The organism is Nonomuraea sp. C10 (genome assembly GCF_008017515.1).
Taxonomy (GTDB): domain Bacteria; phylum Actinomycetota; class Actinomycetes; order Streptosporangiales; family Streptosporangiaceae; genus Nonomuraea; species Nonomuraea ferruginea.
The window spans coordinates 46,813-60,751 of the sequence record NZ_VPFF01000003.1 but is presented as its reverse complement, the minus strand read 5'-3'; the positions used below and the strand labels follow the sequence as shown (position 1 = coordinate 60,751).

The following is a 13,939-nucleotide window of genomic DNA, read 5'->3' as shown; positions in this document are numbered from 1 at the left end:
GGAACGGGGGCGGCTCATGCGGTGAAGCTCCGGTGGTGAGACGATGGTGACGCTGAACCCCATTCTGCATATAAGTTGCAATTGCGGGCAACTCGCACCTAGTGCTTGCGGTCGCGGAACCAGGCGGCGGCGCCCGGGTGGAGCGGGATTGACGCGGTCGAGATGCCGGTGCGGACGTTGATGTGCCAGGCCTCGGGAATGGCCTCGGTGTCGCCGCGGCCGGCGGAGGAGATCGTGCCGGTGTGGGTGAAGATCGTGTCGGTGATGGCGTACACCAGGTCGGCCGGCAGATCGTTCCGTACGAGAAGCACGTTGGGCACGGCGAAGGTGCGGGTGGCAGGGACGCCGGCGTAGGCGGTCGCGGGGATCATGGCCGGCGCGTAGGGGCCGGGGAACGCCGTGAAGAGCGCACCCGCCTGCGCGTCCAGCGGGATCAGGCGGATCGGGTGGCGCTGCGCCAGCTCCGTGATGGCCGGGGTCGGGACGCCGGTCAGGGAGAACATCGCGTCGATCACGCCTTCGCGCAGCGCCGCCGCCGACTCGGCCTGGCTGAGATACCGGCTGTCGGTGTCGACCGGCCCCAGCTCCAGCACCCGCAGCGAGGTGAACTCGGTGCCCGAGTCGCGGGCGCCGAGCGAGATGCGCTTGCCCTCCAGGTCGCCGAACTCCTCGATCGCCGAACCGGCCATGACCACGAGATGCAGGTGGCTGTCGTAGAGCCGGCAGATCGCCGAGAGCTCCTCGGGCGCGCTGCCGTCGGTCAGGATCAGCGCGTCCAGGCTCGTCAGCCCGAGGTGCACCGCGCCGGCCCGGAGCATCCGGATGTTGTCGGTGGACGCACCGCTCGGCACGGTGCGCACCGTGACGCCCGGCACCTGCTCGGAGATGTGCGCGGCCATCGAGCCGCCGATGCGCCGGTAGACCGCCCCCGCCGGCCCGGTGGCCAGCCGGAGGTCGATCTCGCCGACCTCGCGCTGCCGCGAGCAACCGGCGATCAGCCCACCGGCGGCCAGGAGCACCGCCCGCCTGCTGGGGTTCAGCATGCCGCGATGATACGGGCCCGGCGATCAGCGGCGGACGCGGCGGGTCAGCGCCAGCCCGCCGAGCACGACGGAGCACAGGCCCACCACCACGGCGACATAGCCGCCGACGATGCCGTAACCGGTGCCGGGACCCCCCTCGGCGGCGGCCACCACCAGCCCGCCGACGGCCGCGCCCGCCAGCCCCGCCACCAGGGCCACGACGGCTCCCCTCCTGCCGGTGCCGGCGCCGATGCGACCGGTGGCGCGGGCCACGGCCAGCCCGCCGACCACCGTGCCCGCCAGGCCCAGCAGCGCGCCCACCGCGGACCAGAGCCGCCCGGAGGTCATGGCGTAGGCGTCGACGGGGTCCACGACTCCGAGCAGGGTGAAGGTGACGGACATGAGACTCTCCTCCTGGGACTGGACGTGTCCCGATGGTGTCCTCCGGACCCGCCGCCGGTCGTCCGGCCAGGGGAGGCGATGCGCGCTGCCGCCGGGGACGCAGGATCCGTGGAAGTACCGCGGACGCGGTAGCCCGGCGATCGTCCGTACGCAGGATCCGCCCGCGCCGGCATCGGGCTATGGTGCGCGCATGAGCACAGGACGGTCCCGTGCCCTCGACTGGGCGATCGCCGGCTGCGTGGCGGCGGCGCTGCTGGTCACCGGGCTGTCCGGGGAGGGCTCCGCGAACCCCGCCGGCTACGCGGCGCTGGTCGCCGGCGGCCTGGCGCTGGCCGCGCGCCGCCGGGCGCCGGTCCCCGTCCTGGTCGTCACCGGGTTGTGCGCGGTGGGCTACCAGGCGGCCGGTTTCGACGTGCCCGCCGTCGCGTTCCTGTTCGCGGTGTTCGCCGCCGTACGGGCCGGGCACCGCGTCGTCACGGTGGTGGCGAGCGTGACCATGCTGGCCGCGCTGCCGCTCGCCGCCGTGGCCTCGGGATCGTACGACCTGGGCGAGGCGTTCGCGCAGGCCCGGGGCGCTCTTGAGCTGGCCTGGCTGGTCGCGGCCGGGGCGGCGGGCGAGGCGCTGCGGCAGGCCGAGCGGCGGGCGGAGGAGGCCGAGCGCACCCGCGAGGAGACCGCGCGGCGCCGCGCCGACGAGGAGCGGCTGCGCATCGCGCGGGAGCTGCACGATTCGCTCACCCACCAGATCTCGATCGTCAAGCTGCAGGCCGAGGTCGCCGTGCACGTGGCCCGCAGGCGCGGCGAACAGGTGCCGGAGGCGCTGCTGGCGATCCAGGAGGCCGGGCGCGAGGCGGCCCGCGAGCTGCGCGCGACCCTGCAGGCGCTGCGCGACGACGACACGACCCCGCCGCGCGGGCTCGACGACGTCCCGGAGCTGGTGGAACGGGCCCGCGCCATCGGCCTGGACGCCACCCTGACGATCGAGGGGCGGCGGCAGGACGTGCCCGCCGCGGTGAGCAGGACCGTCTACCGGATCGTCCAGGAGTCGCTCACCAACGTCGCCAGGCACGCCGCCGCCGCGACCGCGTCGGTCCGGATCGACTGCCGCCCGGACACGCTCGAAGTACGCGTCGACGACGACGGCAGGGCCACCCACGACACCGTCCCGGTGCCCGGCGTGGGGCTGCTCGGGATGCGCGAACGCGTCACCGCACTCGGCGGACGCCTGCGGGCGGAGCCGCGCGGCGAGGGCGGCTTCACCGTCCGGGCCGAACTCCCCGTGGACCGGTTGCCGTGATCCGCGTCCTGCTGGTCGACGACCAGCCGCTGATCCGCAGCGGGTTCCGCGCGCTCCTCGACCTGGAGGACGACATCGAGGTGGTGGCGGAGGCCGGCGACGGCGTCGAGGGCCTGGCCCTGGCCAGGGAGCATCTGCCCGACATCGCGCTCGTCGACGTCCAGATGCCGGTCGCCGACGGCATCGAGACGACCCGGCGCATCGCCGCGGACCCCGCGCTGGCCGGGGTGCACGTCGTCATCTTGACCAACTACGGCCTGGACGAGTACGTCTTCGACGCGCTGCGCGCCGGCGCGGCCGGGTTCCTGGTCAAGGACATCGGGCCCGAGGACCTCCTGCACGCCGTGCGCGTCGCCGCCCGCGGCGACGCGCTGCTCGCGCCGTCGATCACCAGGAAACTCATCGACAGGTACGTCACCCGGCCGATCACCCTCGGCACCGGCAGAGGGCTCGAAGAGCTGACCAACCGGGAACGCGAGAGCGTCGCCCTGGTCGCGCAGGGCCTGTCCAACGACCAGATCGCCGACTGCCTGGCGATCAGCCCGCTGACCGCCAAGACCCACGTCAACCGGGCGATGGCCAAGCTCCACGCCCGCGACAGGGCCCAGCTCGTCGTCATCGCCTACGAGTCCGGACTGGTGGTGCCGGGCGGTTCCTGACGCTCAGACGTGGGCGAGCAGGATCGCCGGGTTCTCCACGAGGTCGGCCACGTGGCGCAGGAACCCGCCGGCCGCGCCGCCGTCGCAGACCCGGTGGTCGAAGGTGAGGGAGAGCTGGGTGATCTTGCGGGGGACGACCGCGCCGCCGTGCACCCAGGGGCGGTCCATGACGCGGCCGACGCCCAGGAGAGCGGCCTCCGGGTGGTTGATGATGGGGGTGGAGCCGTCCACGCCGAAGACGCCGTAGTTGTTGAGCGTGAACGTGCCGCCGGTCAGCGCCTCGGGCGGGAGCTTGCCCGTGCGGGCCAGGCCGGTGAGCCGGGTCAGCTCCGCGGCGAGCTGGGCGGTGGTCATCCGGTGCGCCCCGCGGACCACGGGGACGACGAGCCCGCGGTCGGTCTGGGCGGCGAATCCGAGGTTGACGTGTTCGTACCGGACGATCTCGGAACGGGCGACGTCCACCGTGGAGTTCAGCTCGGGGAAGCGGCGCAGGCCGTCCACGCAGATGCGGGCCAGCAGGGCCAGCAGGCCGATGCCGAGGTCGGGGCGGTCGCGCCGGAGCGCGTCCCTGGCCGCGAGCAGCTCGGTCGCGTCCACGTCCACCCAGGTCGTGGCGTCGGGGATCTCGGCGCGGCTGCGGCTCAGCTTCTCCGCCACGGCCCGCCGCACCCCCCGCAGCGGGACGCGCTCCTGACCCGCCATGTCCTGGGAACGGTCGGTCCCTCTCCCCGCCGTGGTCTGGGAACGGTCGGCCACCGGCGCCCTCCCCGCCGTGGCGCGGGCGCGGTCGGTGATGGCTCGGTCCACGTCGCGGCGCAGGATCACCGCACGCGGCCCCGTGGGCGTGACCTCGTCGAGATCGATCCCATGTTCCCGCGCGATCCTCCGCACCAACGGCGAGATCACCCGCGGCGCCATCCCCCCGGCCGCCTCCCGCCTCCGCACCTCCGCGACAGGCCGCGATTCCGCAGCGGGACGGAGGTCTGCCGGGCGGGGATCTGTGGCGGGCCGCCGCTCTGCGGCGGGACGGAGGTTCGTGGCGGGGCTCGGCTCTGCGGCGGGATGCGATTCCGCAGCCGGACGGAGATCTGCGGTGGGACGGGGGCCGCCGGCTGGGCGGGGGTCTGTGGTGGGGCGGGGGTCTGTGGCGGGCCGCCGGTCTGTGGCGGGACGGAGATTTGTGTCGGGGCTGAGGTTTGTGGTGGGGGTGAGCTCTGCGGTGGCGTTCGCGTTTGTGGTGGGACGGCGGCGGCGGCGGGGTGGGGTGGGGGTGGTGCCGTAGCCGATGAGGACGTTGCCGGAGCCGGCGCGTTCCTCTTCGCGGTAGCGGGCCGCCGCCGGGTGCTCGGCGGCGACCTCGATGAGGGGCGCGCCCACGGACAGGACGGCGCCGGGCTCGGCGTGCAGGGCCAGGACGGTGCCCGCGTAGGGGACCGGGACCTCGACGGCAGCCTTGGCGGTCTCGACCTCCACCACGATCTGGTCGATCTCGACGGTGTCGCCGACGGACACCTTCCAGTCGAGGATCTCCGCCTCGGTCAGCCCCTCGCCCAGGTCGGGCAGCCGGAACACCTGCCCCGCGGTCATGACGCCTCCCTGCTCAGGTGCACCACGTCGGGCCGGTCGTCGAACTGCAGCCGGTCGACCGCGTCCAGGACCCGGTCGGCGTCCGGCAGATGGGCGTGCTCCAGTTTCGGCGGCGGATAGGGGATGTCGAAGCCCGTGACCCGCAGCACGGGCGCGGCCAGCGAGTGGAAGCAGCGCTCCTGGACCCGGGCCGCGATCTCGGCGCCCACCCCGGCGAACCCCTGCGCCTCCTGGATCACGACACACCGCCCGGTCTTCCGTACGGAGGACGTGACGGTCTCGTCGTCGAACGGGACGATCGTCCGCAGGTCGACCACCTCCAGGGAGACCCCGTCGGCGGCCGCCGCCTCGGCGGCCTGGAGCGCGACCGGCACGCCGGGCCCGTAGGCCACGAGCGTCGCGTCGCGGCCCTCGCGCCGGACCACCGCCTGCCCGAACCCGGGCGCGCGCCGCCGCCCGCTGGGGGAGAACGCCTCCTTGGACCAGTACAGCCGCTTCGGCTCCATGAAGATCACCGGGTCGGGGTCGGCGATGGCGTCACGCAGCAGCCAGTACGCGTCCTCGACCGTCGCGGGCGTGACGACCTTCAGCCCCGGCGTGTGGGCGTAGTACGCCTCGCTGGAGTCGCAGTGGTGCTCGACGCCGCCGATGCCGCCCGCGAACGGGACGCGGATCACCATCGGCAGCGTCACCCGGCCGCGGGTGCGGTTGCGCGTCTTGGCCACGTGCGAGGCGATCTGCTCGAACGCCGGATAGGCGAAGGCGTCGAACTGCATCTCCACCACCGGCCGGAACCCGCCCATCGCCATGCCCACCGCGAGGCCCACGATGCCGGACTCGGCCAGCGGCGTGTCGAAGCACCGCTCCTCGCCGAACTCCTTGGTCAGCCCGTCGGTGACGCGGAACACGCCGCCCAGGGGCCCGACGTCCTCGCCGAAGACGAGCACCCGCTCGTCCGCACGCAGCGCGTCGCGCAGGGCGGCGTTCAGCGCCTGCGCCATCGACATCGCCATCGACATCGCGGTCATGTCACTCCTCCGGTGCGGTCAGCTCGGCCGCCAGCAGCTCGCGCTGCTCGCGCAACTGCGGCGTGGGGTCGGCGTAGACGTGGTCGAACAGCTCGTACGGGTCCGTCTCCGGGTCGGCGTTCAGGCCGTCGCGGACGCGGGCGGCGAACTCCTCGGCCGCCTCGCGCGCCGCCGTGACGCCCGCCGCGTCGAGCAGGCCCCGGTCGCGCAGGTAGGTCTCCAGCCGGGCCAGCGGGTCGGCCGCCGCCCACCGCTCGACCTCCTCGTCGTCGCGGTAGCGGGTGGCGTCGTCGGCGTTGGTGTGCGCGTCCATGCGGTACGTGTGCGCCTCCACCAGGAACGGGCCGCCTCCCTCACGGGCGTGCCGCACCGCCTCGGTCAGCACGGACAGCACCGCGACCAGGTCGTTGCCGTCCACCTGCTCGGAGCGGACGCCGTACCCGACGCCCTTGTACGCGAGCGCCGGGGCCGCTGTCTGCCTGGCCAGCGGCACCGAGATCGCGTACTTGTTGTTCTGCACGAAGAACACGACCGGAGAGCGCAGCACGCCCGCGAAGTTGAGCGCCTCATGGAAGTCGCCCTCGCTGGTGCCGCCGTCGCCCACGAAGGCCATCACGACCGCGTCCTCGCCCTTGCGGCGCAGCGCCTCGGCCATGCCGACCGCGTGCACGGTCTGGGTGGCCAGCGGCGTGCACTGGGGAGCGACGCGGGTGGCCGCGGGGTCGTAGCCGCAGTGCCAGTCACCGCGCAGCAGGGTGAGCACCTCGACCGGGTCGAGGCCGCGCGCGACCAGGGCCACGCAGTCGCGGTAGGTGGGGAACAGCCAGTCGTCCGCGCCCAGCGCGAGCACGCCGGCGACCTGGCAGGCCTCCTGCCCCATGCTGGACGGGTAGACGGCGAGCCTGCCCTGCTTGGTCAGCGCGGTCGCCTGGCGGTCGAAGCGGCGGCCCAGGACCATCCGGCGGTAGGCCTCGGCGAGCTGTTCGTCCGCGGGCGCCCGGTAACCGGCGGGCGGATCGACGGCGGTGCCGTCCTCGGCGACGAAGCGCACCGGTTCGGGCGCGGGGAGAAGGCCGGCCACCTGGTGATGGGACATGGCGACACTCGCTTTCTCTGGACGTTTGACAAGAGAAGCGTGTGCCGCGCGAGCCACCTGCTCAAGACATCACGTACAAACAGCGACAAATGGCCAAAAATGGAGCTTGTATGGGCCAAATGTCGATCCAATCGGGTTTCTGGCGGAGGGTGAGCCGGACGTTTGGCTCACCACTCCGCGCCCCGGCCGCGGGCCTCGTCGAACACCAGCCACGTCCTGGTCGCGCGCACGCCGGGGATGTCCTGGATGCGCTCCAGCACCATGTGCCGCAGCGCCTCGTTGTCCGGTGTCCTGACCAGCACCAGCAGGTCGTAGTCGCCGCCGACCATGGCGATGTGCTCCACGTACGCGATCTCGCGCAACCGCGCCGACACCTGCCGCCAGGTGTTCTGCTCGATGGCCACCGAGACGTACGCGCTGGTGCCCAGCCCTGCCTTCGCCGGCGCGAGCTCGGCCGTGAAACCCGTGATCACGCCGTCGTCCAGGAGCCTGGCCAGGCGCGCGTAGGCGCTGGCGCGCGAGATGTGCACGCGCTCGGCCAGGTTCCGCACCGACATGCGCCCGTCGCGCAGCAGCTCGGCGATGATCGCCCGGTCCACGTCGTCCAGCGGAGCGGCAGGACGTGCCGGCCAGCCCTCGCCGGTGTCGCTCACCGGATACCTACAGGCTGGAGGCCCCGTCGTTCAGGGCGGGGAGGAAAGCCGGAACGGCCGGACACTGCGGTCTCCCGGTTTTGTCGGTGGTGGTCGGTAGTTTGATCGGCGTGTCCCGCTACCGGCTCCAGCCGTCGCCTGCCCAGGAGGCAGGGTTGCTGGAGCACTGCGGGCACGCCCGGTATGTGTGGAATCTCGCGGTTGAGCAGCACATGCTCTGGAAGCCGGGCCGCAGGAGCGCGCCGGGGTTCGCCGAGCAGTGCCGCCAGTTGACCGAGGCGCGGGCAGCGTTCGCGTGGCTGCGCACCGGGTCGATCATCGTTCAGCAGCAGGCTCTGAAGGACTTCGCGCAAGCCATGGCGAACTACTTCGGTGGAACCCACAGGCGTCCGACATGGCGCAAGCGCGGGCGGGGTGAAGGGTTCCGGATCGTCGCCGTCAAAGCGGGTGATGTGCGCCGCCTGTCCCGGCACGTGGGCGAGGTGAAGGTCCCGAAGGTGGGCTGGATCCGCTTCCGCTGGTCCCGCGCCGTCCCTGACGAGGTGAAGTCGTATCGGGTCACCCGCGACCGCGCCGGGCGCTGGCATGTCGCGTTCGCCGCGATCCCCGATCCCGTCCCGGCGCCGGGCCTGGGCGAGGTCGTCGGTGTGGACCGGGGGGTGGCTGTGTCGGCCGCCCTGTCGAGCGGGGAGATGCTGCATGCTCCCGGGCTGCGTGAGGCGGAGAAGGCGCGGCTTCGGCGGCTGTTGCGCAAGCTCGCCAGGGCCGGGCGCGGATCTAACCGGCGTGCCGAGGTCAAGGCCGCCATCGCCAGGGTGAAGGCGCGCGAGAGCGACCGGCGCAAGGACTGGGTGGAGAAGGTCAGCACGGGCCTGGCCCGGCGGTTCGACGTGGTCGCCGTCGAGGACCTGAAGATCGGTGCCATGGCCCGGTCGGTGCGCGGCACCGTCGAGGTGCCGGGCCGTAATGTCCGGGCCAAGGCGGGGCTGAATCGGTCGATCTTGGCCGCCGGATGGGGTTGTCTCGTCCGGCGCCTGGAGGACAAGGCGCCCGGGCGGGTGGTGAAGGTCAGCCCCGCGTACACGAGTCAGCGGTGCTCGGCGTGCGGGATCGTGGACCGGCAAGCGCGTGAGAGCCAAGCGCGTTACCGGTGCCGGTCCTGCGGATACGCCGCCAACGCTGATGTGAACGCGGCCAGGAACATCGCACACGCGGCAGGGCATGTCGTGTCTGCGCGGGAAGGGCCACGGGTTGCCGGGCCGGTGCACCGCGAACCTCAACACGACCTCCTCCTCGTGGGGTAGTTGCGGTTGGAATCCCCGTGCTTCAGCACGGGGAGGATGTCAACGCGCGTTCTCGTCCCACGTCTTGGCCACCAGCGTGAGGACGTCGTACGTGGCGACCGCGCGCCCTTCCTGGTTGGTCACGACGGCGTCCCAGCGGACCTCGCCGTGGCCGGCCCCGCTGCGCGGCGTGATCTGCTTGACGGTCAGCGTCACGGCGATGGCGTCGCCCGCCTTGACCGGTGTGAGGAAGCGCAGCGCGTCCACGCCGAAGTTGGCCAGCACCGGACCCGGCGCGGGGTCCACGAACAGCCCGGCCGCCAGCGAGACGACCAGATATCCATGGGCGACGATGCCGCCGAACAGCGGGTTGCGCGCGGCCGCCTCCGGGTCGGTGTGCGCGTAGAAGGTGTCGCCGGTGAACTCGGCGAAGTGCTCGATGTCGTCGAGCGAGACCGTGCGCGGCGGGGACGCGATCGTGTCGCCGATCCGCAGCTCGGCCAGCGACTTGCGGAACGGGTGCACGCCGGAGTCGATGCGCGCCGCGCCGGTCGTCCAGCGCCCGGTGACGGCGGTGAGCAGGTCGGGGGAGGCCTGGACGGCGGTCCGCTGCATGTGGTGCAGCACGCCGCGCACCCCGCCCAGCTCCTCGCCGCCGCCGGCCCGCCCCGGGCCGCCGTGGACGAGGACGGGCAGCGGCGAACCGTGACCGGTGGACTCGGCGGCGTCGTCCCGGTCGAGGACGAGGACCCGGCCGTGCCACGGCGCGAGCCCGAGCACGACGGACCGGGCGACCTCGGGGTCGTGGGTGACGACGGAGGCGACCAGGCTGCCCCGGCCGCGCGCCGCCAGGGCGACCGCCTCGTCCAGGGTGTCGTAGGTGAGCACGGTGCTGACGGGCCCGAACGGCTCGACCTCGTGCGGCTCGGTGGCGCCGGGCCGGGCACGCAGCAGGAGCGGGGTCATGAACGCGCCGCGCGTCGCGTCCCCGTCGCGCAGAGGCCCGCCCGCGAGGTCGCCGGCCACGACGTCGGCGCCGGCGCGCAGCGCCTCGACGGCCTTGCGCACCTCCTCGCGCTGGCCGAGCCCGGCCAGCGCGCCCATCCGCACGTCCGGGTTGCGCGGGTCGCCCACGGTCACCCGCGAAAGGCGCGCGGCCAGCGCTTCCACCACCTGGTCGGCCATCGCCGAGGGCACCAGCGCGCGGCGGATGGCCGTGCACTTCTGCCCCGCCTTGACCGTCATCTCGGTGACGACGCCCTTGACGAACAGGTCGAACTCCGGGTCGTCCGGCCGCACGTCGGGGCCGAGGACGGAGCAGTTCAGCGAGTCGGCCTCGACGCCGAGCAGCACGCCGCCGTCGAGCACGTTCGGGTGGCGGCGCAGGATCCCGGCGGTGTGCGCCGAGCCGGTGAAGGCCACCGAGTCCTGCACGGTCAGCTCGTCGAGCAGCCCGGCCGCGCTGCCCGCGACGAGCTGGATCGAGCCTTCGGGGAGGATGCCCGAGCCGACGATCAGCCGGACGGCGAGCTCGGTGAGATAGGCGGTCTGACTGGCGGGCTTGACGATCGAGGGCAGCCCGGCGAGGAAGGCCGGGGCCAGCTTCTCCAGCATGCCCCAGACGGGGAAGTTGAAGGCGTTGATCTGCAGCGCCACGCCCGGCCTGGACGTGTAGAGGTGCTGGCCGACGAACGTGCCGCCCTTGCCCAGGCGCTCCAGGCCGCCGTCCAGGAAGACCGTGTCGTTCGGCAGCTCCCGTACGCCCTTGCTGGCGTAGCTGAACAGGGTGCCGATGCCGCCGTCGACGTCCACGGCGGTGTCGCGCGAGGTGGCGCCGGTCCGCACCGACAGCGCGTACAGCTCTTCCTTGCGCTCCGACAGGTGCTTGGCCAGCGCCTTGAGCAGCGCGGCCCGCTCGTGGAAGGTCAGGGACCGCAGCGCGGGGCCGCCGGTCTCGCGGGCGTGGCGGACCATCGCGGCGATGTCCAGCCCTCGGCTGGAGAGGCGCGCGACCTCCTCGCCCGTGGCCGCGTCGAGCAGCGGCTCCCCGTCGTCGGCCGCGCGGAACCACCGTCCGGCTGCGTAGCTCTCCAGCAGCGTGCTCACCCTGTCTCCTCTCGCGCCCCGTTGCGTCGATGCCCACTCGTGTGCGACCTTATTACTGACCGAGCGATAAGTAAATGAGCCCGTTCCGGAGGGAAGATGACGACCATCCCAGCGGAGCCGGACCTGGAGGCCCGGCTGCAGGCCGGGTTCGACGCGACCATCGCCCGCCGCGACCGCATCGAACCGCGCGACTGGATGCCGGACGCCTACCGCAAGACGCTCGTCCGCCAGATCGCCCAGCACGCCCACTCCGAGATCATCGGCATGCAGCCGGAAGGCAACTGGATCGGCCGCGCGCCCTCCCTGCGCCGCAAGGCGATCCTGCTGGCCAAGGTGCAGGACGAGGCCGGGCACGGGCTCTACCTGTACTCGGCGTGCGAGACCCTCGGCGTGTCCCGCGCCGAGCTGACCGGCCTGCTGCTCAGCGGACGCCAGAAGTACTCCTCGATCTTCAACTACCCGACCCTCTCGTACGCCGACGTCGGCACCATCGGCTGGCTGGTCGACGGGGCCGCGATCTGCAACCAGGTGCCGCTCTGCCGCACCTCCTACGGGCCCTACGGCCGCGCGATGATCCGCATCTGCAAGGAGGAGTCCTTCCACCAGCGGCAGGGCTACGAACTGCTGATGACGATGATGCGCGGCACCGACGAGCAGCGGGCCATGGTGCAGGAGTCGGTCGACCGGTTCTGGTGGCCGTCGCTGATGATGTTCGGTCCGCCGGACGCGAACTCGCCCAACAGCGAGCGGTCGATGGCGTGGGGCATCAAGCGCAACTCCAACGACGAGCTGCGCCAGAAGTTCGTCGACATGACCGTCCCGCAGGCCGACGCGCTCGGCGTGACACTGCCCGACCCCGGCCTGCGCTGGAACGAGGAACGCGGCCACTACGACTTCGGCGAGCCTGACTGGCGGGAGCTCGCCGCCGTCATCCGCGGCGACGGGCCGTGCAACGCGCAGCGGCTGGCCCACCGCAGGGCCGCGCACGACGACGGCGCCTGGGTGCGCGAGGCGGCGACCGCGTTCGCGGAGCGGGAGGGCGCCCGATGAGCGGCGACCGGCGGGAATGGCCGCTCTACGAGGTGTTCGTCCGGGGCAAGCGCGGACTCAACCACGTGCACGTCGGATCGCTGCACGCCCCCGACGACGCGATGGCCCTGCGGCACGCCCGCGACGTCTACACCCGGCGCAACGAGGGCGTCAGCATCTGGGTGGTGCGCGCCGACGCCATCACCGCCTCCAGTCCGGACGAGAAGGACCCGCTGTTCGCGCCCAGCGGCGACAAGGTCTACCGGCACCCGACGTTCTACGAGATCCCCGAAGACGTCCCGCACATGTGAGGGCAGGATGAACGACGACCACGGCAGCATCTTCGACGGCCTGCTCGGCGGCGACTCCTCCCAGTGGGCCTTCGGCACCGACTTCGAGGACCCGCTGGCCGGCGTCGACACCACCACGCCCGACGGTGCCGACCCCGCCGAGCTGGCCGCGTACTGTCTCATGCTCGGCGACGACGCGCTGATCATGTCGCAGCGCCTGTCGGAGTGGTGCAGCCGCGCCCCCGACCTCGAAGAGGACATCGCGCTGGCGAACATGGCCCTCGACCTCCTCGGGCAGGCGCGCCTGCTGCTGGCGCGGGCGGCCGCCGCGGACCCGCGCGTCGTGCCCGGCCTGCCGGAGGGGTCGCCGGTGCCGCCGGAGGACGCGCTCGCCTTCTTCCGCGACGACCGCGCCTTCCGCAACGTGCGCCTGGCCGAGGTGGCCAACGGGGACTTCGCGCACGTCGTCGTCCGCCTGCTGCTGTTCTCGACGGCCCGGCTCGCGCTGCTGGAGCGGCTGTGCGTCAGCCGCGACCACGTGCTCGCCGCCGTCGCGGCCAAGGGCGTCAAGGAGGTCGCCTACCACCGCGACTGGGCCGGGCGCTGGTTCGTCACGCTGGCACGCGGCACCGAGGAGTCGCGCCGCAGGCTCCTCGCCGCCCTCGACGCGCTGTGGCCGCTGCAGGCCGAACTGGTCGCCCCGCACCCGCTCGAACACTCCCTGGCGCTGGCCGGGGTCGGCGTCGATCCGGCGTCGCTGCGCGATCCGGTGGACGCCGTCCTCGGCCAGGTCCTCACCGCAGCCGGCCTCGACCGTCCAGAACGGGCACCCCTGGCCGGCGTCGGCGGCCGCACCGGCCGCGACGGCCTCCACACCGAGGCCCTCAGCCTCCTGCTCGCCGAGATGCAGGTGGTCGCCCGCGCCCACCCCATGGGGCGCTGGTGACCACCCGACGGCCCGCGACCGGGGTAACGGCGTCGGCGCGGCGGGCTGTCGAGGCGGCGGGCCGGGTGCGGGATCCCGAGATGCCGATGCTCACGCTCGCCGATCTCGGGGTGCTGCGGGGTGTCGAGGTGGTGCGGGACGCGGAAGGCGGCGAGGTCGTGATCGCGTCCATCACGCCGACGTACACCGGCTGTCCGGCCATGGCGACCATGCGCGACGACCTCGTGCACCGGCTCAACGACGCCGGGTTCGCCCGCGTCGAGGTACGGGTCGTGCTGGACCCGCCGTGGTCCAGCGACTGGATCTCCGAACGCGGCAGGGCGGCCCTGCGCGCGGCGGGGCTGTCCGCGCCCGGCCCCGCCCCCCGCCGCACCGGGCCGGTCCCGCTGACGCTCGGCCCGCCCCGCTCGGCCCCACCGTGCCCGCGCTGCGGGTCGGCGGCCACCCGGCTCACCTCCGAGTTCGGCGCCACCGCCTGCAAGGCCCTCTACCGCTGCACCGGCTGCCTCGAACCGTTCGAGCACGTCAAGGAGATCTGACC

General features: G+C 73.1%; 14 protein-coding genes. 7 read left to right on the top strand and 7 right to left on the bottom strand.

The window, feature by feature from the left end; translation table 11 throughout:
• Nucleotides 1–98: 98 nt before the first annotated feature.
• Complete coding sequence (locus FR742_RS31665) at nt 99–1,043, bottom strand: TAXI family TRAP transporter solute-binding subunit (RefSeq protein ID WP_148034999.1); 945 nt, start codon at nt 1,041–1,043, stop codon at nt 99–101.
• 24 nt (nt 1,044–1,067) lie between these two features.
• A complete protein-coding gene (locus FR742_RS31660) occupies nt 1,068–1,424 on the bottom strand; it encodes a DUF6223 family protein (protein WP_148034998.1) in 357 nt (118 codons plus the stop codon).
• A gap of 190 nt (nt 1,425–1,614) precedes the next feature.
• On the opposite strand from FR742_RS31660, the gene FR742_RS31655 reads away from it, so the two are divergent.
• Complete coding sequence (locus FR742_RS31655) at nt 1,615–2,721, top strand: sensor histidine kinase (RefSeq protein WP_148034997.1); 1,107 nt, start codon at nt 1,615–1,617, stop codon at nt 2,719–2,721.
• On the top strand, nt 2,718–3,380 hold the full coding sequence (locus FR742_RS31650; RefSeq protein ID WP_148034996.1) for a response regulator transcription factor: 663 nt from the start codon (nt 2,718–2,720) through the stop codon (nt 3,378–3,380). Before FR742_RS31655 ends, FR742_RS31650 begins: the two co-directional genes overlap by 4 nt.
• Nucleotides 3,381–3,383: 3 nt before the next feature.
• On the opposite strand, the gene FR742_RS31645 is transcribed toward FR742_RS31650, so the two are convergent.
• The 4 genes from FR742_RS31645 to FR742_RS31630 all read right to left on the bottom strand — a co-directional run bounded on the left by FR742_RS31645 (nt 3,384) and on the right by FR742_RS31630 (nt 7,744).
• Nucleotides 3,384–4,967, bottom strand: a complete 1,584-nt coding sequence (locus tag FR742_RS31645; RefSeq protein ID WP_148034995.1) for a dihydrolipoamide acetyltransferase family protein — start codon at nt 4,965–4,967, stop codon at nt 3,384–3,386.
• Nucleotides 4,964–5,995, bottom strand: a complete 1,032-nt coding sequence (locus FR742_RS31640; protein ID WP_396990262.1) for an alpha-ketoacid dehydrogenase subunit beta — start codon at nt 5,993–5,995, stop codon at nt 4,964–4,966. Before FR742_RS31640 ends, FR742_RS31645 begins: the two co-directional genes overlap by 4 nt.
• Nucleotide 5,996: 1 nt before the next feature.
• Nucleotides 5,997–7,091: a pyruvate dehydrogenase (acetyl-transferring) E1 component subunit alpha gene (gene pdhA / locus FR742_RS31635; protein WP_148034994.1), complete on the bottom strand. Its 1,095-nt coding sequence runs from the start codon at nt 7,089–7,091 to the stop codon at nt 5,997–5,999.
• Nucleotides 7,092–7,258: 167 nt separating this feature from the next.
• Complete coding sequence (locus FR742_RS31630; RefSeq protein ID WP_261808903.1) at nt 7,259–7,744, bottom strand: Lrp/AsnC family transcriptional regulator; 486 nt, start codon at nt 7,742–7,744, stop codon at nt 7,259–7,261.
• Nucleotides 7,745–7,854: 110 nt separating this feature from the next.
• Between FR742_RS31630 and FR742_RS31625 the strand changes: the two genes are divergently transcribed.
• Nucleotides 7,855–9,048 carry an RNA-guided endonuclease TnpB family protein gene (locus FR742_RS31625; RefSeq protein ID WP_148034993.1) on the top strand — a complete coding sequence of 398 codons (1,194 nt, stop codon included), beginning with the start codon at nt 7,855–7,857 and terminating at the stop codon, nt 9,046–9,048.
• A gap of 39 nt (nt 9,049–9,087) precedes the next feature.
• Here FR742_RS31625 and paaZ read toward each other — a convergent pair whose 3' ends face one another.
• Nucleotides 9,088–11,133, bottom strand: a complete 2,046-nt coding sequence (paaZ, locus tag FR742_RS31620; protein ID WP_148034992.1) for a phenylacetic acid degradation bifunctional protein PaaZ — start codon at nt 11,131–11,133, stop codon at nt 9,088–9,090.
• A gap of 96 nt (nt 11,134–11,229) precedes the next feature.
• Between paaZ and paaA the strand changes: the two genes are divergently transcribed.
• The 4 genes from paaA to paaD are packed head-to-tail and all read left to right on the top strand — an operon-like array spanning nt 11,230 to nt 13,937.
• The gene (gene paaA / locus FR742_RS31615; RefSeq protein ID WP_148034991.1) at nt 11,230–12,183 is read left to right on the top strand and encodes a 1,2-phenylacetyl-CoA epoxidase subunit PaaA; all 954 of its coding nucleotides are present in this window, start codon (nt 11,230–11,232) and stop codon (nt 12,181–12,183) included.
• The gene (gene paaB / locus FR742_RS31610) at nt 12,180–12,473 is read left to right on the top strand and encodes a 1,2-phenylacetyl-CoA epoxidase subunit PaaB (protein ID WP_148034990.1); all 294 of its coding nucleotides are present in this window, start codon (nt 12,180–12,182) and stop codon (nt 12,471–12,473) included. Before paaA ends, paaB begins: the two co-directional genes overlap by 4 nt.
• A gap of 7 nt (nt 12,474–12,480) precedes the next feature.
• Nucleotides 12,481–13,398 carry a 1,2-phenylacetyl-CoA epoxidase subunit PaaC gene (gene paaC, locus FR742_RS31605; protein ID WP_148034989.1) on the top strand — a complete coding sequence of 306 codons (918 nt, stop codon included), beginning with the start codon at nt 12,481–12,483 and terminating at the stop codon, nt 13,396–13,398.
• On the top strand, nt 13,392–13,937 hold the full coding sequence (paaD, locus tag FR742_RS31600) for a 1,2-phenylacetyl-CoA epoxidase subunit PaaD (RefSeq protein WP_396990995.1): 546 nt from the start codon (nt 13,392–13,394) through the stop codon (nt 13,935–13,937). Before paaC ends, paaD begins: the two co-directional genes overlap by 7 nt.
• Nucleotides 13,938–13,939 lie beyond the last annotated feature (2 nt).

Excerpts from the sequence above, each read along its gene's own strand:
- pdhA (WP_148034994.1), bottom strand. The coding sequence starts at position 7,091 with ATGTCCCATCACCAGGTGGCCGGCCTTCTCCCCGCGCCCGAACCGGTG.
- FR742_RS31645 (WP_148034995.1), bottom strand. The coding sequence starts at position 4,967 with ATGACCGCGGGGCAGGTGTTCCGGCTGCCCGACCTGGGCGAGGGGCTG.
- FR742_RS31655 (WP_148034997.1), top strand. The coding sequence starts at position 1,615 with ATGAGCACAGGACGGTCCCGTGCCCTCGACTGGGCGATCGCCGGCTGC.
- paaB (WP_148034990.1), top strand. The coding sequence starts at position 12,180 with ATGAGCGGCGACCGGCGGGAATGGCCGCTCTACGAGGTGTTCGTCCGG.
- FR742_RS31660 (WP_148034998.1), bottom strand. The coding sequence starts at position 1,424 with ATGTCCGTCACCTTCACCCTGCTCGGAGTCGTGGACCCCGTCGACGCC.
- FR742_RS31640 (WP_396990262.1), bottom strand. The coding sequence starts at position 5,995 with ATGACCGCGATGTCGATGGCGATGTCGATGGCGCAGGCGCTGAACGCC.
- paaA (WP_148034991.1), top strand. The coding sequence starts at position 11,230 with ATGACGACCATCCCAGCGGAGCCGGACCTGGAGGCCCGGCTGCAGGCC.
- FR742_RS31665 (WP_148034999.1), bottom strand. The coding sequence starts at position 1,043 with ATGCTGAACCCCAGCAGGCGGGCGGTGCTCCTGGCCGCCGGTGGGCTG.
- paaC (WP_148034989.1), top strand. The coding sequence starts at position 12,481 with ATGAACGACGACCACGGCAGCATCTTCGACGGCCTGCTCGGCGGCGAC.